The sequence below is a fragment of the Streptomyces sp. NPDC001902 genome (assembly GCF_042891295.1).
Taxonomy (GTDB): domain Bacteria; phylum Actinomycetota; class Actinomycetes; order Streptomycetales; family Streptomycetaceae; genus Actinacidiphila.
Map to the genome: position 1 here is coordinate 98,854 of NZ_JBIATA010000005.1, position 17,509 is coordinate 116,362.

Sequence of the window (17,509 nt, forward strand, 5' to 3'; positions counted from 1 at the left end):
GCGGGGCGGGCGGCGGGGAGCCCCCGGGTCCGAATCCGGACACACCGCCCGCCCCGCGTTCCGTGGGTGTTACGCCGGCCGGCACGGACCCTCAAGGGTCCTTCGTTGTCTAGGGATTACCCTCTGTCCGCCAATGGGCCGGAAGGGGGCTGCACCGCTTCTGGCATGGACACATAACCTCCGGGCGGCGAGGAGGAAATTCCTCCCGTACGTCCCACGAGGAGTGCCCCCACATGTCACGCACCCCCCGTTCCCGCCGTCTCGTCGGTCTCGCCGCCGTGGCCGGAACCCTGGCCCTGCTCCCCCTCACCGGCGCGACGGCCACCGTGAGCAGCGCCTCCGCGCACGCGAGGACCCCCGCGGAGCAGTGCGCGGACGGCGGCGACGCCGCGGCCCGCAAGATGAAGGGCTCCACCGCCCACGAGCCCAACGCCATCAGTGACGCCACCGCCAAGGCGATGGACGCGGACCTGAGGAAGCGCGTCGCGAACATCAAGGCCGAGGGCAAGGGCTCCCGGGTCGCCGCCGCCGCGACGACGACCATCCCGGTCTACTGGCACGTCATCCACAGCGGCAGCACCGGCAAGCTCAGCGCCGCCGCCGTCGCCGGCCAGATAGCGGTGCTCAACGCGGCCTACGCCGGCCAGGGCACCGGCAACGTCGACTCCGGCTACCGGTTCTCGCTGGTCGCGACGGACTACACCGACAAGGCCGCCTGGTACAACCTGACCGAGGGCTCCTCGGCCGAGACCTCGATGAAGACCAGCCTCCGCAAGGGCGGCGCGAGCGCGCTCAACATCTACTCGGCCAACCTCCAGGACGACCTGCTCGGCTGGGCCACCTTCCCGAGCTGGTACGCCGGCGACCCCGAGGACGACGGCGTGGTCATCCTCGACGCGTCCGTCCCCGGCGGCTCCGCCACCAACTACAACCAGGGCGACACCGCCACCCACGAGGTCGGCCACTGGATGGGCCTGTACCACACCTTCCAGGGCGGCTGCGGCGCCAACGGCGACTACGTCTCCGACACGCCCGCCGAGAAGACCGCCGCCAGCGCCTGCCCGACCGGCCGTGACACCTGCACGGCCGGCGGGGTGGACCCCATCCACAACTTCATGGACTACACCTACGACTCCTGCATGTACCAGTTCACCGCAGGCCAGGTGAGCCGCATGAAGAGCTCGTGGGCCGCCTACCGGGCGGGCTGACGCCACCGTCCGCGTCCGGCCGGTCACGGGGCCGGCCGGCCGCGGCGGCGAGGGCGGGGAGGGCGGGAATGGCATCGGCTGTCGGACCCCCGGCGTAGGATTCCAACGCCGCCAGATGACGACCGATGCCGGAGGTGTCGCTTCCCGTGACCACGCCGTTCACCCACCTTCACGTCCACACCCAGTACTCCCTGCTGGACGGAGCGGCGCGGCTCAAGGACATGTTCAAGGCGTGCGGTGAGATGGGCATGACGCACATCGCCATGACCGACCACGGCAACCTGCACGGGGCGTACGACTTCTTCCACCAGGCCAAGGGCGCCGGGATCACGCCGATCATCGGGATCGAGGCGTACGTCGCCCCCGAGTCGCGGCGGAACAAGCGCAAGGTCACCTGGGGCCAGCCGCACCAGAAGCGGGACGACGTCTCGGCCTCCGGTTCGTACCTGCACAAGACGATCTGGGCGGCGAACGCGACGGGTCTGCACAACCTCTTCCGGCTCTCCTCCGACGCCTACGCCGAGGGCTGGCTCACCAAGTACCCGCGCATGGACAAGGAGACCATCGCCCAGTGGTCGGAGGGCCTGATGGCCTCCACCGGCTGCCCCTCGGGCGAGGTGCAGACCAGGCTCCGCCTCGGCCAGTTCGACGAGGCGGTGAAGGCCGCCGCCGAGTACCAGGACATCTTCGGCAAGGAGCGGTACTTCCTGGAGCTGATGGACCACGGCATCGAGATCGAGCGCCGGGTCCGCGACGGGCTGCTGGAGATCGGCAAGAAGCTCGGCATCCCGCCGGTCGTCACCAACGACTCGCACTACACCTACGCGAGCGAGGCCGACGCCCACGACGCGCTGCTGTGCATCCAGACCGGCAAGAACGTCTCCGACCCGGACCGCTTCCGCTTCGACGGCACGGGCTACTACCTGAAGACGACGGACGAGATGTTCGCCATCGACTCCTCCGACGCCTGGCAGGAGGGCTGCCGCAATACCACGCTGCTGGTCGCGCAGCAGGTCGAGACCGAGGGCATGTTCGAGGCGCGGAACCTGATGCCCCGCTTCGACGTCCCCGAGGGGTACACCGAGGTGACCTGGTTCCGCGAGGAGACCATGCGCGGCATGCAGCGCCGCTACCCCGGAGGCATCCCGGACGACCGGATCAAGCAGGTCGAGTACGAGATGGACACCATCATCCAGATGGGGTTCCCCGGCTACTTCCTCGTCGTCGCCGACTTCATCATGTGGGCCAAGAACAACGGCATCGCCGTGGGCCCCGGCCGCGGTTCGGCGGCCGGCTCGATCGTCGCGTACGCGATGGGCATCACCGACCTCGACCCGATCGACCACGGCCTGATCTTCGAGCGCTTCCTCAACCCCGAGCGCGTCTCCATGCCCGATGTCGACATCGACTTCGACGAGCGCCGGCGCGCCGAGGTGATCCGGTACGTCACCGAGAAGTACGGCGCCGACAAGGTCGCCATGATCGGCACCTACGGCACGATCAAGGCCAAGAACGCGATCAAGGACTCGGCCCGCGTCCTGGGCTACCCGTACGCCGTCGGCGACCGCCTCACCAAGGCGATGCCCGCCGACGTCCTCGGCAAGGGCATCCCGCTCTCCGGCATCACCGACTCCTCGCACCCGCGCTACAGCGAGGCCGGCGAGATCCGCTCGATGTACGAGAACGAGCCCGACGCCAAGAAGGTCATCGACCTCGCCCGCGGCGTCGAGGGCCTGGTCCGGCAGATGGGCGTGCACGCCGCCGGTGTGATCATGTCCAGCGAGCCGATCGTGGACCACGCCCCGGTCTGGGTGCGGCACTCCGACGGCGTCACCATCACGCAGTGGGACTACCCGAGCTGCGAATCGCTCGGCCTGCTGAAGATGGACTTCCTCGGCCTGCGCAACCTCACGATCATGGACGACGCCGTCAAGCTCGTGAAGACCAACAAGGGCGTCGACATCGAATTGCTGGCCCTGCCCTTCGACGACCCCAAGACCTTCGACCTGCTCGCCCGCGGCGACACCCTCGGTGTCTTCCAGTTCGACGGCGGCCCCATGCGCTCCCTGCTGCGCATGATGAAGCCCGACAACTTCGAGGACATCTCCGCCGTCTCGGCCCTCTACCGGCCGGGCCCGATGGGCATGAACTCGCACATCAACTACGCCCTGCGGAAGAACAAGCAGCAGGAGATCACCCCGATCCACCCGGAGCTCGAGGCCCCCCTCAAGGAGGTCCTCGACGTCACCTACGGCCTGATCGTGTACCAGGAGCAGGTGCAGAAGGCCGCCCAGATCATCGCCGGGTACTCCCTGGGCGAGGCCGACATCCTCCGCCGCGTCATGGGCAAGAAGAAGCCCGAGGAGCTGGCGAAGAACTTCACCATCTTCCAGGAGGGCGCCCGGAAGAACGGCTACAGCGACCAGTCGATCCAGGCGCTGTGGGACGTCCTGGTGCCGTTCGCCGGCTACGCCTTCAACAAGGCGCACTCCGCCGCCTACGGCCTGGTCTCGTACTGGACGGCCTACCTCAAGGCCAACTACCCGGCCGAGTACATGGCCGCGCTGCTCACCTCCGTGCGCGACGACAAGGACAAGTCGGCGATCTACCTCAACGAGTGCCGCCGCATGGGCATCAAGGTGCTCCCGCCGAACGTGAACGAGTCGGACGCGAACTTCACCGCGCAGGGCGACGACGTCATCCTGTTCGGCCTCACCGCCGTCCGCAACGTCGGCCAGAACGTGGTGGACTCGATCATCCGCTGCCGCAAGTCCAAGGGGAAGTACACCTCCTTCCCCGACTTCCTCGACAAGGTCGAGGCCGTGGTCTGCAACAAGCGCACCGTGGAGTCCCTGATCAAGGCCGGCGCGTACGACGAGATGGGCCACACCCGCAAGGGCCTCACCGAGCACTACGAGCCGATGATCGACAACGTGGTCGCGGTCAAGCGCAAGGAGGCCGAGGGCCAGTTCGACCTCTTCGGCGGCATGGGTGACGACGCCGGGGGCGACGAACCGGGCTTCGGGCTCGACGTCACCTTCTCCGACGTGGAGTGGGACAAGACGTACCTCCTCGCGCAGGAGCGCGAGATGCTCGGCCTGTACGTCTCCGACCACCCGCTCTTCGGCATCGAGCACGTCCTCAACGACAAGGCGGACGCCTCCGTCTCGGCCCTGGCCGGCGACTACGCCGACGGCGCGATCGTCACCATCGGCGGCATCATCTCCGGTCTGCAGCGCAAGATGACCAAGCAGGGCAACGCCTGGGCCATCGCCACCGTCGAGGACCTCGGCGGCTCCATCGACTGCATGTTCTTCCCGGCCACGTACCAGTTGATCTCGACCCAGCTCGTCGAGGACGCCGTCGTCTTCGTCAAGGGCCGGCTCGACAAGCGCGAGGACGTGCCGCGCCTGGTGGCCATGGAACTGATGGTCCCCGACCTCACCGACGCCGGGACCAACGCGCCGGTGACGATCTCCATCCCGACGGTGAAGGTGACCCCGCCGCTGATCGCCCGCCTCGGCGAGGTGCTCGCCAGCCACAAGGGGAGCACCGAGGTCCGGGTGCGGCTGCAGGGCGCCCGCAAGACGACGGTGCTGCGGCTCGACCGCCACCGCGTCACTCCCGACCCGGCACTCTTCGGCGACCTCAAGGCCCTCCTGGGCCCCTCCTGTCTCGCCACCGCCCAGCAGCAGGCGGGCTGATCACCTCCCGCGCGAGCGGGCGGACGTGCCGAGGGTGGCACCCCTTCCGGACGGGGTGCCACCCTCGGTCGTGAGTGTCCGGCGCTCGCGCGCTAGTTGTGGCCGAACTTCTTCTGCCGCTTCTGCGACACGTGCGGTTCGGCGCCCGGGACCGTCATCGCCATCTGCTCGCGTCCGCCTGCGCTCTTCGCGTGCTCTTCGGTGGTCGCGGCGCTGCGGTCGTGGTGCTGGCCGGTACGTTCGCCCCGGTTCTTGTTCTTGCCCACGATTCCTCCTTGGGGGAAATCTCGGATGATGGGCCGCACTCAGGCTTGCACGGGAGTACGAAGGTCGCATTTCGGGCAGTTGCAGAGTGTGGCGCGCCGGTGATCGCGTAACCGGTCACAACGCCCCGGTGTTCGGGCAGACTCGGGGCAACAGTGTTACCGGGGGGACGGACGGCAGGACTTTCGGAGAAGAGGGTGAGACCGATGGACCGCTGCGTCGTCCTCGTGGATGCCGGCTACCTGCTCGGGGCTGCCGCGAGCCTCCTCGCCGGAGAGCCCTCACGGTCCAGGATCACGGTCGACCACGCCGAGGTCGTCGCGGGCCTGCGGGAGCGCGCCGAGAAGGAGACGGGCCAGCCGCTGCTGCGGATCTACTGGTTCGACGGCGCCCCCGACCGCGTCCCCCAGCCGGAGCACCGCAGACTGCGCGTGATGCCCCGGGTGACGGTCCGCCTGGGCGCGCTGACCCGGACCGACGGCCGCTGGGCGCAGAAGGGCGTCGACGCGGCCATGCACGCCGAGCTGTCGGAGCTGGCCCGCAACCGCGCCTGCTCCGACGTCGTCCTGGTCACCGGCGACGGCGACCTCCTGCCCGGCATGATGTCGGCGAAGGAGCACGGCGTCGCCGTCCACCTGTGGGCCGTGCAGGCCGCGGACGGCGACTTCAACCAGTCCGAGGACCTGGTCGCCGAGGCCGACGAGCGGCGCGTCCTGGACCGGGAGTGGATCACCCGGGCCATCCACGTGCGCGAACCCGCCGGGGTCTGCGCGCCCCTCACCCCGCGGCCCGAGATCGCCGCGATCCTGTCCGCGCCGCTGCCCGAGACCACCCGCAGCGCCGAGCCGCAGCCCGCGCCGGACCAGCCCGCGGAGCCGGCCGCCGTCGCGCCCCAGGTCGTCACCGTCGAGCGCAACGGCACCCGCCCGAACCCGCAATCGCCCGGCGCCGCGACCGGCAAGGGCATGGTGCCCACCCCCAAGGACGTCGCCGGCATCGTCCACCGCGGGCACTCCTCCCCGCACCCCGCCTCCCCGTCCGCCACCGGGGCCACCCTGCGCTGGTCCTCCGACCGCGGGCTGGTCGGCGGCGCCGAGGCCGCCGACGCGGGCCTGCCCACGCTGGCCCAGCTCACCAGCCCTGAACAGCGCTGGGCGGACCGCGAGGAGGACATCACCGCCGTCAGCGGCGACCCGTACGAGGTCGGCCAGGTCTTCGCCCGCCGCTGGATCGGCCGGCTCACCGACACGTCCCACCTCCAGGTGCTCTCCGCCGAGTACCCGCGCGTCCCGCACCGCATCGACGGCGAGCTGCTGCGCTACGCCGCCCGGTTCGGGCTGCTGGCCCACAAGGACGACCAGATCGACGAACACGACCGCTACGCCATCCGGGCGGGCTTCTGGCGCGAGATCGACGCCCGCGCGGTCGTCGCGAGGGCCTCTCCGGGGGAGTGAGCGCGCCCGGACCCGACCCTGCGGCACGTCCCGGCCGGGATGCAGCGTAGGCTCGATGCTCGTGAGTACGGGCACGGGACAGGGCGCCACCACGCGGACGGCGATGGTGGTGACCGTGCGCGGGCTGGTGAAGAGCTATCCGGCCGGGCGGGGGCGGCGCGGCGCCGCGAGCCCCCCGGTGCGCGCCAACGACGGCATCGACCTGGACATCCGGGGCGGTGAGATCTTCGGGCTGCTCGGCCCCAACGGTGCCGGGAAGAGCACCCTGGTACGCCAGTTGACGGGGCTGCTGCGCCCCGACGCGGGCACCGTCCAGCTCCTCGGGCACGACCTCGTCCGGCACCCGGAGCGAGCGGCGCGGCTGGTCGGCTACCTCGGCCAGGAGTCGAGCGCGCTGGACGAGCTGACCGTCGCCCTGGCCGCCGAGACCACCGGACGGCTGCGCGGTCTGGACGCCAGGGCCGCGCGCGCCGAGCGGGACGCCGTCCTGGAGGAGCTGGACCTGACGGCCCTGGCCTCACGGCCGGTGAAGAGGCTGTCGGGCGGGGAGCGGCGGCTCGCCTGCTTCGCCGCCGCCCTGGTGGGCGAGCGGCCGGTGCTCGTGCTGGACGAGCCGACCACCGCCATGGACCCGGTCGCCCGGCGCGCGGTGTGGGCGGCGGTCGACCGGCGGCGCGCCGAACGCGGCACCACCGTGCTGCTGGTCACCCACAACGTGATCGAGGCGGAGACCGTACTGGACCGGGTCGCGGTCATCGACGACGGCCGGGTCATCGCCTGCGACACCCCGGCCGGGCTGAAGGCACTCGTCGCCGACGAGGTACGGCTGGACCTGGTGTGGCGGGACGCGCCCCCGCTGTCGGTGCCCGCCGTGGCGGCCCTGCGCGACGCCGCCCACGTCACCGGGCGCCGCTGGACGCTGCGGCTGCCGCAGCAGCGGGCCCGTTCCGTGGTCGCCGAGCTGACCGGCGGCCCGGCCTTCGGCGCGCTCGACGATTTCACCCTGACGGCGCCGAGCCTGGAGGATGTCTACCTGGCGCTCGGCGGCCGCCGGAAGGGACTGGTCAAGGCGTGAACGGCGGCAACGGCGAAGACGTGACCCTGGACGTGGACCGGAACGTGGACCTGGACGTGCGCGGCACCGCGCAGCGGGGCGGCGTGGAGTGACGATCATCTCCGCGGGAGCGGACACCCGGACGGCGGCACCGGCGGCGCCCGCCGCCCCCCTCGGCGAGGCGGCCGCGACGCTCGCCCCGCGCGCCCGGCTGCTGCCGGCGATGGCGGCGGTGTACCGGGCGCAGCTGTCCCGGGCGAAGGTCGCCCGGATCCCGCTGCTGTTCGTGGCGACCTTCCAGTCGGTCGGCATCATGATCATGATGCGTGGCGTCGTCGACGGCGGCCCGGCCGCGCGTGCGGTGGTCGCCGGGTCGAGCGTGCTGGTCGTCGCCTTCGTGGCGCTGAACCTGCTGGCCCAGTACTTCGGGCAGCTGCGCGCCTCCGGCGGGCTCGACCACTACGCCACCCTTCCGGTGCCACCGGCCGCCGTGGTGCTGGGCGTGGCGGGCGCGTACGCGTCCTTCACCGTGCCCGGGACGCTCGTGACGGCGGGCATCGGCTGTGCGCTGTTCCAGCTGCCGTTCGCCCACCTGTGGATCCTCGCCGCGGTCATCCCGCTGGCGGGGGCCGCGCTGTCCGGGCTGGGCGCGGCGCTCGGGCTGTTCGCGCCGCGCCAGGAACTGGCCACCCTCGCCGGTCAGCTCGGCATGTCCGCGGCGCTGCTGCTGGGAGTGCTGCCGGCCGGCAACCTCCCCCGGCCCATCGGCTACGTACGGGACCTGCTGCCCTCCACCTACGGCGTGGAGGCCTTCATCCGCAGCTTCGACGCCCACCCCGACTGGCTGGCGATCACCACCGACCTGTCGGTGTGCGCGGCCGTGGGCCTGGTGTCGCTGGCCGTGGCCACCTGGGCCTACCGCCGGGCGGCCTGCCGGTGACCCGTGGGTGTGGTGCCGGTGAGGTGCCGGTGCCGCGTGCCACGGAAGGACCTGGCACGATGGCAGGGTGACCGCACCCCTGACCCCCCATGATCAATGGCCGCCCGCGCCGCTGCCGCCGTTCCCGCAGCAGGAGAGCCGCATGGATCCCGTCCGGGAGCTCAAGAGCGGCGCGCTGACCGCGGTGCTCGTGGCCGTGGCGGGCGTGGTCCTCGGCCTGCTGTGGTTGTGGCTCGCGCCGCGGATCCCGCTGGTCTCCGACGGCAAGGCGGTCTACCTCAAGGACACCGAGGGGGAGCAGGCGATCGGCGCCGACGGCGTCTTCGTGCTGCTCGGGCTCGGCATCGGGGTGCTGACCGGGGCCGTCGTCTTCTGGCGCAACCGGCGCGGAGGCGTCGGCGTCGTCCTCGGCATGGCGGTGGGCGCGGTACTGGGCTCCCTGCTGGCCTGGCGGCTGGGCACCTGGCTCGGCCCCACCAGCGACCTGATCGCGCACGCCAGGGCGGTCGGCGCGAAGAAGGTGTTCGACGGCCCCCTCGCACTGCAGGCCAAGGGCGCGCTCCTGGCCTGGCCCGTAGGGGCCGTCCTCACCCATCTGCTGCTCACCACGGGTTTCGGCCCGCGCGACGAGCAGCCCCCCACCGTGCAGTGGACGCCGCCGCCCCCGGGCGCGTGACCCGCGGCCCGCAGGTCACGCCGGGCGCCTGCCGTGGTTGGCGTTGCGCTTCTTGATCCGCCACTTGCGCTTGCGGGTGCGCTTGGACATCGGGCCTCCCCTGGACCGGGTGTGCTTCCCGGCAGAGTGCGCCCGTACGGGCTCGCCGTCCAGGGGTCAGGCGCGACCGATCGGCGCGACGACCGCGTCCGTGAGCCGCACCAGGTCCTGCGGCGCCAGCTCGACCTCCAGGCCGCGCTTGCCCGCCGAGACGAAGACCGTGGGGTGCTCCAGCGCGGAGGCGTCCACGACGGTGCGCAGCCGCTTGCGCTGCCCCAGCGGGGAGATGCCGCCCCTGACGTATCCGGTGGTCCGCTCGGCGGCGGCCGGATCGGCCATACCGGCGCGCTTCCCGCCGGCCGCGGAGGCCAGCGCCTTGAGGTCCAGTGAGCCCGCGACGGGGACGACGGCGACGGTCAGCGCCCCGTCCACGTCGGCGACGAGGGTCTTGAACACCCGGTCGGGGGAGGTGCCCAGCGCCTGCGCGGCCTCCTCCCCGTAGCCGAGCTCCGAGGCGGGGTCATGGGCGTACGCGTGCACGGTGAAGGCGGCACCCGCCTTCTCCAGGGCGACGGTGGCGGGCGTGCCGCCGGAGGATGACTGCTTCTTCTTGGCCATGGCGCTGTGAGGATACGTCAGTTCGGGCTCGGGACCTGCCGGGTCAGGTCCACGGCGGGCAGGGTACCGAGCTTGTTGATGACGGCCGCCTCGCGGCGCAGCAGCCGCAGTTCCCGCTCCAGCCGGGCCGCGGTGTCCGGGGCCTCCAGCAGGGCCTGCTTCTCCGGGGTCTCGGCGACGGTCGCGGCCGCCACCAGGTACGACAGCACGGTCGGGTCGTCCGGCAGCTCCTGGCTCCCCGCCAGGCTCCGCTCCCGCGCCCCGGCCAGCCGCTTCTGGTAGGTGCGGAAGGCCCGCGCCACGTCGGCCGCCAGCGCCCCCGACCCGGTGCCGGGCTCCTCCGGGACCGCCTCGACCTCTCCGACCAGGTACGGCCCTGAGGCGTCCACCGACAGCAACCGGAAGCGCGTGGTACCGGTCGCCACGACGTCGAAGCCGCCGTCCTCGCGCTCCCCGATCGTCGCCGCGTCCGCGGTGCAGCCCAGCGCGTACAGCGCCCCGGACAGGTCCGGCGCGTACCCGGCGGCGGCCTCCTCCGCCCCGGCGGGGGCGACCTCGTGGCCGTCCCGGATCGCCACGACGCCGAAGGTGCGCGGCGCGTCCTCCGGCAGGGCCAGCAGGTCGCGGAAGAGCGCGCGGTAGCGCTCCTCGAAGACGTTCAGCGGCAGCACGAGCCCCGGGAAGAGGACGGAGCCGAGCGGGAAGAGCGGAAGGCGAGCGGTCACGGTCAGCAATCCTAGGGCCTGCGGCGTTCACCCCCATCGTCGTCCTCATCCCGCACCACCCGTTTTCGCCCCGGAAGACCCGTATGCGGCCATCGCCGCTCACCGGGCGCACCGGCTCGCCGGGCCCGCAGGCCCGCGGCGGCGTCAGCCGCGGCGCAGCAGGCGGGAGGCGCCGGCGGCGACCGTGGTGGCGAGGATCCAGCCGAGCATGCTGAGGACCGCGGCGGCCCATTGGGCGTTGCCGGTCAGGCGCCAGGCGTTGTCCTGCCCGAGGTTGATGACCGGCAGGAGCAGGTCGAGGGCGAACAGGGAGGGGTTCCAGTGGGGGAAGGCGCCGCCGTCGACGGGATCGGGCCTGCCGTGCGCGGTGAAGAAGACCGCGCCGAAGGCCCAGAGCAGCGCCATCCATATGGCGGCGCGGCCCGGGCGGTAGCCGTAGCCGACGGTCACGTCCTGCAGGTAGCCCCAGAGCTTGCCCGCCAGGGGGAGGGTCTCGCGGCGCCGGCGTTGCTTGGCCAGCAGCACCTCGCGGGCGTCGGCGTCCTCGCCGCTCGCGCGCAGGGCGGCCGACAGGTGCTCGTACGGCTCGGGGCTGTACTCAGGGGTGGCCGCGGCCAGCCAGGCGATCCGGGCGCGCAGCGGGAAGGCGCCCTCGGGGCTGAGGGAGCCGTAGGCGAAGCCGGTCAGGTCGAGACCGCCGGCGTCGGGCCAGCAGGTACGGCTGTCCGTGAGGTTGCCCACCCGCGCGCCGGCCAGCGAGATCGTCCCGGTCGGCGGCTGGTCGAGGGTGAGCCGCAGCTCGGGCGTCTGGATCCGGCGCAGTGACAGCTGCTGGCCGCCGGTGAGCCGGAACCGCGCCTGGTGGATGATCACCGCGTTGCCGAACCGGCCGTCGTCCAGCCGCACCCCGCCGTCCGAGCTGAAGCGCCGGGTGCGCACGCCCAGCGGCGGGGTGCCGCCGCCGGATCCGCCGGTGCCGACGTAGCCCGCGCTCAGGTAGAGGGTGTGCTCGACGGTGACCCGGGCCGCGTTGAGCGCGTAGCGCCCGTACGGGTTGTGCAGCCGGCTGCCGCGCAGGCTCAGCCGGCCGCCGATGCGGGCGCTGCGCAGGCTGATCTCGCCGGTCGCCTCGATCAGCTCGGCCTCGACGTCCTGGGCGACGCTGAGCCCGTCGGCCGCCAGCGCCCGGCCGTGCCGGTCCTTGCGCAGGGTGATCTGGTTGAGCAGCAGGTCCGTGCCGATGTGGGCGTCGGTGAGCCGTATCCCGCCCTCGATCGTGCACTGCGGCAGGTGCAGGTCCCCCGAAGTGTGCAGACGGGCCGCCTCCAGCCGCGGTATGGCGCAGCGCACCATGCGCAGGGTCGTGAAGCTGCACTCCGCGAGCAGCACCTGTTGCTCGAAGCGGCAGTCGTGCAGCTCCACGTACGGCACCACCGTGCCGCCCGAGAGGTTGAGCTGACCGCTGATCTGGGCCCCGGACAGCTTCACGCACGACACGCGCCCCGAGGCGGCCTGCGGCCCGTCGAGCAGCAGCTTGGCGATCACCTCGGCCCGCACCGTGCGGTCCGGTCCCCAGAAGCGGTCGGCGGCCGGGTCGTCCCGCTCCGGGATGCCGGTGCGCAGGTCGTACAGCTCTCCCCGGCGGAAGGCCTCCCACAGGCCCTGCTCCACAGCGCTCCAGTCGTGCGGCGGCGCGACGTCCGACGGCTCGGTCACCGGTTTCCCTCCCGTGGCTGGCGACGACGACGGAAACGCTAGCCGGGGAGATCATGGGACGGGGCCCGTACGCGTATCACGGACTGATACTCGACGAAGGCCGTGAGGGCGGTTCTCTACACTTGGGAGGGTGATCTCCCGAATCGATCTGCGCGGCGACGCCTTCCCGGCGGACGGCGTCGACCGCGACCTGCTGCCCCGTGCCGAGCTCGACGTCGAGGCCGCACTGGAGAAGGTGCGCCCGATCTGCGAGGACGTGAAGCATCGTGGCACCGCGGCACTGATCGACTACGCGGAGAAGTTCGACGGCGTCACCATCGACCAGGTGCGCGTTCCGGCCGAGGCGCTGACCCGGGCCCTGGCGGAGCTGGACCCGAAGGTGCGGGCCGCGCTGGAGGAGTCGGTCCGCCGTGCCCGGCTCGTCCACGGCGAGCAGCGCCGCACCGACCACACCACGCAGGTCGTGCCGGGCGGCACGGTCACCGAGCGCTGGGTGCCGGTGGAGCGCGTGGGCCTGTACGTGCCCGGCGGCCGCTCGGTCTACCCGTCCTCCGTGGTGATGAACGTGGTGCCCGCGCAGGAGGCGGAGGTCGGCTCGATGGCCGTCGCCTCGCCCCCGCAGAAGGAGTTCGGCGGGCTCCCGCACCCGACGATCCTCGCCGCGTGCGCGCTGCTCGGCGTGGACGAGGTGTACGCCGCGGGCGGCGCCCAGGCCGTCGCGATGTTCGCTTACGGCACCGAGGAGTGCCGTCCGGTGAACATGGTCACCGGCCCCGGCAACATCTGGGTCGCCGCCGCCAAGCGCCTGCTCAAGGGCCGCATCGGCATCGACGCGGAGGCCGGCCCGACCGAGATCGCCATCCTCGCCGACGCCACCGCCGACCCGGTGCACGTCGCCGCAGACCTGATCAGCCAGGCCGAGCACGACCCGCTGGCCGCCGCCGTCCTGGTCACCGACTCCGTGGACCTCGCCGAGGCGGTGGAGAAGGAGCTGGAGACCCAGGTCGCGGCGACCAAGCACGTCGAGGACCGGATCGCCCCCGCGCTGTCCGGCCGCCAGTCCGGCATCGTCCTGGTCGACGGGATCGAGCAGGGCCTGCAGGTGGTGGACGCCTACGCGGCCGAGCACCTGGAGATCCAGACCGCGGACGCCGCCGCCGTCGCCGCCCGGGTGCGCAACGCGGGCGCGGTCTTCGTCGGCGCGTACGCGCCCGTCTCGCTCGGCGACTACGCGGCCGGCTCCAACCACGTCCTGCCCACCGGCGGCTGCGCCTGCCACTCCTCGGGCCTGTCCGTGCAGTCCTTCCTGCGCGGCATCCACGTCGTGGACTACACCCGCGAGGCGCTCGCCGGGATCGCCGCGCACGTGGTGACCCTGGCCGACGCCGAGGACCTGCCCGCGCACGGCGCCGCGGTCCGCGCCCGATTCGATTGGACGGTACCGGGTCCGTGACCGGCATCGACGACCTGCCCATCCGGGACGAGCTGCGCGGCAAGTCCCCCTACGGCGCCCCGCAACTCGACGTCCCCGTACGCCTGAACACCAACGAGAACCCGTACCCGCTGCCCGAGGCGCTGGTCGAGCGGATCGCCGAGCGGGTCCGCGAGGCCGCCCGCGACCTCAACCGCTACCCCGACCGGGACGCGGTCGAGCTCCGCACCGAACTGGCCGGGTACCTGACCCGCACCGCGGGCCACGAGGTGGGACTCGCCAACGTGTGGGCCGCCAACGGCTCCAACGAGGTCATCCAGCAACTGCTGCAGACCTTCGGCGGCCCCGGGCGCACCGCGATCGGCTTCGAGCCCTCGTACTCCATGCACGGGCTCATCTCCCGCGGCACCGGCACCGGCTGGATCTCCGGCCCGCGCCGCGAGGACTTCACCATCGACGTGGCCGCCGCCGCGCGGGTCATCGCCGAGCAGCGGCCGAACGTGGTCTTCATCACCTCGCCCAACAACCCGACCGGCACCGCCGTCGCCGCCGACACCGTGGTGGCGCTGTACGAGGCGGCCCAGGCGGCCCGGCCCGCGCTGGTGGTGGTCGACGAGGCGTACGGCGAGTTCAGCCACGGTCCGTCCCTGCTGCCGCTGATCGAGGGCCGCCCCAACATGGTGGTCAGCCGCACCATGTCCAAGGCCTTCGGCGCCGCCGGCCTGCGGCTGGGCTACCTCGCCGCCGACCCGGCGGTGGTGGACGCCGTCCAGCTGGTGCGGCTGCCGTACCACCTGTCCGCCGTCACCCAGGCCACCGCGCTGGCCGCCCTGGAGCACACCGATACGCTGCTGGGGTACGTCGAGCAGCTGAAGGCCGAGCGGGACCGCCTGGTCGGCGAGCTGCGGGCGATCGGCTGCGAGGTCACCGACTCCGACGCCAACTTCGTCCAGTTCGGCCGCTTCGAGGACAGCCACCGCGCCTGGCAGGCGATCCTCGACCGCGGCGTGCTCGTCCGCGACAACGGCGTACCGGGCTGGCTGCGGGTCACCGCGGGCACCCCGGCCGAGAACGACGCGTTCCTCGAAGCGGTACGCGAGCTGAAGAAGGAGCAGTAACCACATGACCCGCGTCGGCCGCGTGGAGCGCACGACCAAGGAGACGTCCGTCGTCGTCGAGCTCGACCTCGACGGCACCGGCAGGACCGAGATCTCCACCGGAGTCGGCTTCTACGACCACATGCTCGACCAGCTCGGCCGCCACGGCCTCTTCGACCTCACGGTCAAGACCGAGGGCGACCTGCACATCGACACCCACCACACCATCGAGGACACCGCCCTCGCGCTGGGCGCCGCCTTCAAGCAGGCGCTCGGCGACAAGGTGGGCATCTACCGCTTCGGCAACTGCACCGTGCCGCTGGACGAGTCCCTCGCCCAGGTCACCGTCGACCTGTCGGGCCGCCCGTACCTGGTGCACACCGAACCCGAGAACATGGCGCCGATGATCGGCTCCTACGACACGACGATGACCCGGCACATCCTGGAGTCCTTCGTCGCCCAGGCGCAGATCGCGCTGCACGTCCACGTCCCGTACGGGCGCAACGCCCACCACATCGTGGAGTGCCAGTTCAAGGCGCTGGCCCGGGCCCTGCGCTACGCCTCCGAGCGCGACCCGCGCGCCGCGGGCATCCTCCCGTCGACGAAGGGCGCCCTCTGATGAGCAAGCCGGCCGTTCTCTTCATCCTGCTCGGCCTCTTCCTGGCCGGTGGGGTGTACTCCTTCTGGAAGCAGAAGATGCCCAAGAGCATCGTCGTGCTGCTCGGTGTCGGCTCGGCCATGTCGCTGGCGGCCGGCCTGCTGCGGCTGTAGGGGGTTCCGGCAGATGAGCAAGGCCGCCAAGAAGGTCGTGGTCCTCGACTACGGCTTCGGCAACGTCCGTTCCGCCGAGCGCGCGCTCGCCCGGGTGGGCGCGGACGTGGAGATCACCGCCGACTTCGACAGGGCCATGAACGCCGACGGGCTGCTCGTCCCCGGCGTCGGCGCCTTCGCCGCCTGCATGGCCGGGCTGAAGGCGGTGCGCGGTGAGTGGATCATCGGCCGCCGGCTGTCGGGCGGCAGGCCCGTGATGGGCATCTGCGTCGGCATGCAGATCCTCTTCGAGAGGGGCGTCGAGCACGGCGTCACCACGGAGGGCTGCGAGGAGTGGCCCGGCACCGTGGAGCCGCTGCGCGCACCGGTCGTGCCGCACATGGGCTGGAACACCGTCAAGGCGCCCGAGGACTCCCGGCTGTTCGCCGGCCTGGACGCCGACGCCCGCTTCTACTTCGTGCACTCCTACGCGGTGCGCAGCTGGGAGCTGGAGACCGCCAACCCCGGTATCCGGGTCCCGAAGGTCACCTGGGCCACGCACGGCGAGCCTTTCGTCGCGGCGGTGGAGAACGGTCCGCTGTGGGCCACCCAGTTCCATCCGGAGAAGTCCGGCGACGCCGGCGCCCAGCTGCTGACCAACTGGCTCGACACCTTCAAGGACTAGGACGTACGCCGCCATGAGCACGACGCACCGCCTCGAACTCCTTCCCGCCGTCGACGTCCGCGACGGCCAGGCCGTCCGCCTCGTCCACGGCGAGTCCGGCTCCGAGACGTCCTACGGCGACCCGATGGCCGCCGCCCTGGCCTGGCAGCAGGCCGGTGCCGAATGGCTGCACCTGGTCGACCTGGACGCCGCCTTCGGCACCGGGGACAACCGGGAGCAGATCGCCGAGGTGGCCCGCTCCATGGACATCAAGGTCGAGCTGTCCGGCGGCATCCGCGACGACGGGACGCTGGCCGCGGCGCTCGCCACCGGCTGCACCCGGGTCAACCTCGGCACCGCTGCCCTGGAGACCCCGGAGTGGGTCGCCAAGGTCATCGCCGAGCACGGCGACCGGATCGCGGTCGGCCTGGACGTCCGCGGCACCACCCTGCGCGGCCGCGGCTGGACCCGCGACGGCGGCGACCTCTACGAGACGCTGGCCCGCCTGGACTCCGAGGGCTGCGCCCGCTACGTCGTCACCGACATCAACAAGGACGGCACCCTCCAGGGCCCCAACGTCGAACTGCTCAGGAACGTGTGCGCCGCGACCGACCGGCCGGTGGTCGCCTCCGGCGGTGTCTCCTCTCTCGACGACCTGCGCGTCCTGGCGACTCTGGTCCCGGAGGGCGTCGAAGGCGCCATCGTGGGTAAGGCCCTGTACGCCAAGGCGTTCACCTTGGAAGAGGCTCTGGAGGCTGTGTCGCGATGACCCAAACCCCTGCCGTACGGCGTGTGCAGAGCGACAGCCCCTGGGAGGAGCAGTTCGGTTTCGCACGTGGCGTCGCGGCGGGGGACCGGGTCCTCGTCGGCGGCACGATGCCGTTCGTCGGCACCATGCTGTACGGCGAGGGCGACCCGTACGAGCAGGCCAAGACGGCGTTCACCAACGCGCTCGGCGTGCTGGAGGAGTTCGGCCTCGGCGCCGAATCGGTCGTCCGCACCCGCATGTACCTCACCCACACCCGCGACGTGGACGCGGTGGGCCGGGCCCACAAGGAGTTCTTCGACGCCGTGCGACCCACCGCGACGGTGGTCGTCGTCTCCGGTTTCGTGGACTCCCGGGTCCTGGTCGAAGTCGAACTGGAAGCATTCCGAGGAGCTTGAGCAC

Annotated in this window: 18 protein-coding genes; 13 read left to right on the top strand and 5 right to left on the bottom strand. The window is 72.0% G+C overall.

Annotated features, from left to right (window positions below; translation table 11 throughout):
- The first annotated feature begins 233 nt into the window (after positions 1 to 233).
- Positions 234 to 1,208 carry a zinc metalloprotease gene (locus tag ACFYYN_RS11360; RefSeq protein WP_500545555.1) on the top strand — a complete coding sequence of 325 codons (975 nt, stop codon included), beginning with the start codon at positions 234 to 236 and terminating at the stop codon, positions 1,206 to 1,208.
- A gap of 125 nt (positions 1,209 to 1,333) precedes the next feature.
- A complete protein-coding gene (dnaE, locus tag ACFYYN_RS11365) occupies positions 1,334 to 4,912 on the top strand; it encodes a DNA polymerase III subunit alpha (RefSeq protein ID WP_500545556.1) in 3,579 nt (1,192 codons plus the stop codon).
- Between the two features lie 92 nt (positions 4,913 to 5,004).
- On the opposite strand, the gene ACFYYN_RS11370 is transcribed toward dnaE, so the two are convergent.
- The gene (locus ACFYYN_RS11370; RefSeq protein WP_499511332.1) at positions 5,005 to 5,178 is read right to left on the bottom strand and encodes a hypothetical protein; all 174 of its coding nucleotides are present in this window, start codon (positions 5,176 to 5,178) and stop codon (positions 5,005 to 5,007) included.
- 204 nt (positions 5,179 to 5,382) lie between these two features.
- Here ACFYYN_RS11370 and ACFYYN_RS11375 point away from each other — a divergent pair, with 204 nt between their 5' ends.
- From ACFYYN_RS11375 to ACFYYN_RS11390, 4 genes are all read left to right on the top strand, one after another.
- A complete protein-coding gene (locus tag ACFYYN_RS11375) occupies positions 5,383 to 6,630 on the top strand; it encodes an NYN domain-containing protein (RefSeq protein ID WP_500545557.1) in 1,248 nt (415 codons plus the stop codon).
- A gap of 55 nt (positions 6,631 to 6,685) precedes the next feature.
- Entirely contained in the window at positions 6,686 to 7,705 is a 1,020-nt protein-coding gene (locus ACFYYN_RS11380) for an ABC transporter ATP-binding protein (protein ID WP_500545558.1), read from the top strand.
- A gap of 202 nt (positions 7,706 to 7,907) precedes the next feature.
- Entirely contained in the window at positions 7,908 to 8,624 is a 717-nt protein-coding gene (locus tag ACFYYN_RS11385; protein WP_500330585.1) for an ABC transporter permease, read from the top strand.
- A gap of 67 nt (positions 8,625 to 8,691) precedes the next feature.
- Positions 8,692 to 9,300 carry an ABC transporter permease gene (locus ACFYYN_RS11390; RefSeq protein ID WP_500330532.1) on the top strand — a complete coding sequence of 203 codons (609 nt, stop codon included), beginning with the start codon at positions 8,692 to 8,694 and terminating at the stop codon, positions 9,298 to 9,300.
- 15 nt (positions 9,301 to 9,315) lie between these two features.
- Here ACFYYN_RS11390 and ACFYYN_RS11395 read toward each other — a convergent pair whose 3' ends face one another.
- From ACFYYN_RS11395 to ACFYYN_RS11410, 4 genes are all read right to left on the bottom strand, one after another.
- Positions 9,316 to 9,390 carry a 50S ribosomal protein bL37 gene (locus tag ACFYYN_RS11395; RefSeq protein WP_488180945.1) on the bottom strand — a complete coding sequence of 25 codons (75 nt, stop codon included), beginning with the start codon at positions 9,388 to 9,390 and terminating at the stop codon, positions 9,316 to 9,318.
- A gap of 66 nt (positions 9,391 to 9,456) precedes the next feature.
- Positions 9,457 to 9,957: a Cys-tRNA(Pro) deacylase gene (gene ybaK / locus ACFYYN_RS11400; protein ID WP_500330533.1), complete on the bottom strand. Its 501-nt coding sequence runs from the start codon at positions 9,955 to 9,957 to the stop codon at positions 9,457 to 9,459.
- Positions 9,958 to 9,974: 17 nt separating this feature from the next.
- A complete protein-coding gene (locus tag ACFYYN_RS11405) occupies positions 9,975 to 10,682 on the bottom strand; it encodes an LON peptidase substrate-binding domain-containing protein (protein ID WP_500330535.1) in 708 nt (235 codons plus the stop codon).
- Between the two features lie 144 nt (positions 10,683 to 10,826).
- Positions 10,827 to 12,398 (bottom strand): oxidoreductase, encoded by a 1,572-nt coding sequence (locus ACFYYN_RS11410; protein WP_500330536.1) that lies wholly within the window; start codon positions 12,396 to 12,398, stop codon positions 10,827 to 10,829.
- A 130-nt stretch (positions 12,399 to 12,528) separates the two neighbouring features.
- Here ACFYYN_RS11410 and hisD point away from each other — a divergent pair, with 130 nt between their 5' ends.
- Genes hisD through ACFYYN_RS11445 form a run of 7 tightly spaced genes read left to right on the top strand, consistent with a single transcriptional unit; the run spans position 12,529 to position 17,505 of the window.
- Positions 12,529 to 13,851: a histidinol dehydrogenase gene (gene hisD / locus ACFYYN_RS11415; RefSeq protein ID WP_500545560.1), complete on the top strand. Its 1,323-nt coding sequence runs from the start codon at positions 12,529 to 12,531 to the stop codon at positions 13,849 to 13,851.
- On the top strand, positions 13,848 to 14,948 hold the full coding sequence (locus tag ACFYYN_RS11420) for a histidinol-phosphate transaminase (RefSeq protein ID WP_500545561.1): 1,101 nt from the start codon (positions 13,848 to 13,850) through the stop codon (positions 14,946 to 14,948). The genes hisD and ACFYYN_RS11420 overlap by 4 nt, the downstream gene beginning before the upstream one ends.
- A 4-nt stretch (positions 14,949 to 14,952) precedes the next feature.
- Positions 14,953 to 15,546 (top strand): imidazoleglycerol-phosphate dehydratase HisB, encoded by a 594-nt coding sequence (gene hisB, locus ACFYYN_RS11425; RefSeq protein WP_319661088.1) that lies wholly within the window; start codon positions 14,953 to 14,955, stop codon positions 15,544 to 15,546.
- On the top strand, positions 15,546 to 15,698 hold the full coding sequence (locus tag ACFYYN_RS11430) for a CG2302 family histidine operon protein (RefSeq protein WP_499511324.1): 153 nt from the start codon (positions 15,546 to 15,548) through the stop codon (positions 15,696 to 15,698). The genes hisB and ACFYYN_RS11430 overlap by 1 nt, the downstream gene beginning before the upstream one ends.
- A 13-nt stretch (positions 15,699 to 15,711) precedes the next feature.
- Positions 15,712 to 16,362, top strand: a complete 651-nt coding sequence (gene hisH / locus ACFYYN_RS11435; protein ID WP_499511323.1) for an imidazole glycerol phosphate synthase subunit HisH — start codon at positions 15,712 to 15,714, stop codon at positions 16,360 to 16,362.
- A 13-nt stretch (positions 16,363 to 16,375) separates the two neighbouring features.
- Positions 16,376 to 17,110, top strand: a complete 735-nt coding sequence (gene priA, locus ACFYYN_RS11440; RefSeq protein ID WP_500330543.1) for a bifunctional 1-(5-phosphoribosyl)-5-((5-phosphoribosylamino)methylideneamino)imidazole-4-carboxamide isomerase/phosphoribosylanthranilate isomerase PriA — start codon at positions 16,376 to 16,378, stop codon at positions 17,108 to 17,110.
- The gene (locus ACFYYN_RS11445) at positions 17,107 to 17,505 is read left to right on the top strand and encodes a RidA family protein (RefSeq protein WP_499511321.1); all 399 of its coding nucleotides are present in this window, start codon (positions 17,107 to 17,109) and stop codon (positions 17,503 to 17,505) included. The genes priA and ACFYYN_RS11445 overlap by 4 nt, the downstream gene beginning before the upstream one ends.
- The last annotated feature ends 4 nt before the right edge of the window (positions 17,506 to 17,509 follow it).

Excerpts from the sequence above, each read along its gene's own strand:
- ACFYYN_RS11360 (WP_500545555.1), top strand. The coding sequence starts at position 234 with ATGTCACGCACCCCCCGTTCCCGCCGTCTCGTCGGTCTCGCCGCCGTG.
- dnaE (WP_500545556.1), top strand. The coding sequence starts at position 1,334 with ATGCCGGAGGTGTCGCTTCCCGTGACCACGCCGTTCACCCACCTTCAC.
- ACFYYN_RS11375 (WP_500545557.1), top strand. The coding sequence starts at position 5,383 with ATGGACCGCTGCGTCGTCCTCGTGGATGCCGGCTACCTGCTCGGGGCT.
- ACFYYN_RS11380 (WP_500545558.1), top strand. The coding sequence starts at position 6,686 with ATGCTCGTGAGTACGGGCACGGGACAGGGCGCCACCACGCGGACGGCG.
- ACFYYN_RS11385 (WP_500330585.1), top strand. The coding sequence starts at position 7,908 with ATGGCGGCGGTGTACCGGGCGCAGCTGTCCCGGGCGAAGGTCGCCCGG.
- ybaK (WP_500330533.1), bottom strand. The coding sequence starts at position 9,957 with ATGGCCAAGAAGAAGCAGTCATCCTCCGGCGGCACGCCCGCCACCGTC.
- hisB (WP_319661088.1), top strand. The coding sequence starts at position 14,953 with ATGACCCGCGTCGGCCGCGTGGAGCGCACGACCAAGGAGACGTCCGTC.
- ACFYYN_RS11430 (WP_499511324.1), top strand. The coding sequence starts at position 15,546 with ATGAGCAAGCCGGCCGTTCTCTTCATCCTGCTCGGCCTCTTCCTGGCC.
- hisH (WP_499511323.1), top strand. The coding sequence starts at position 15,712 with ATGAGCAAGGCCGCCAAGAAGGTCGTGGTCCTCGACTACGGCTTCGGC.
- priA (WP_500330543.1), top strand. The coding sequence starts at position 16,376 with ATGAGCACGACGCACCGCCTCGAACTCCTTCCCGCCGTCGACGTCCGC.
- ACFYYN_RS11445 (WP_499511321.1), top strand. The coding sequence starts at position 17,107 with ATGACCCAAACCCCTGCCGTACGGCGTGTGCAGAGCGACAGCCCCTGG.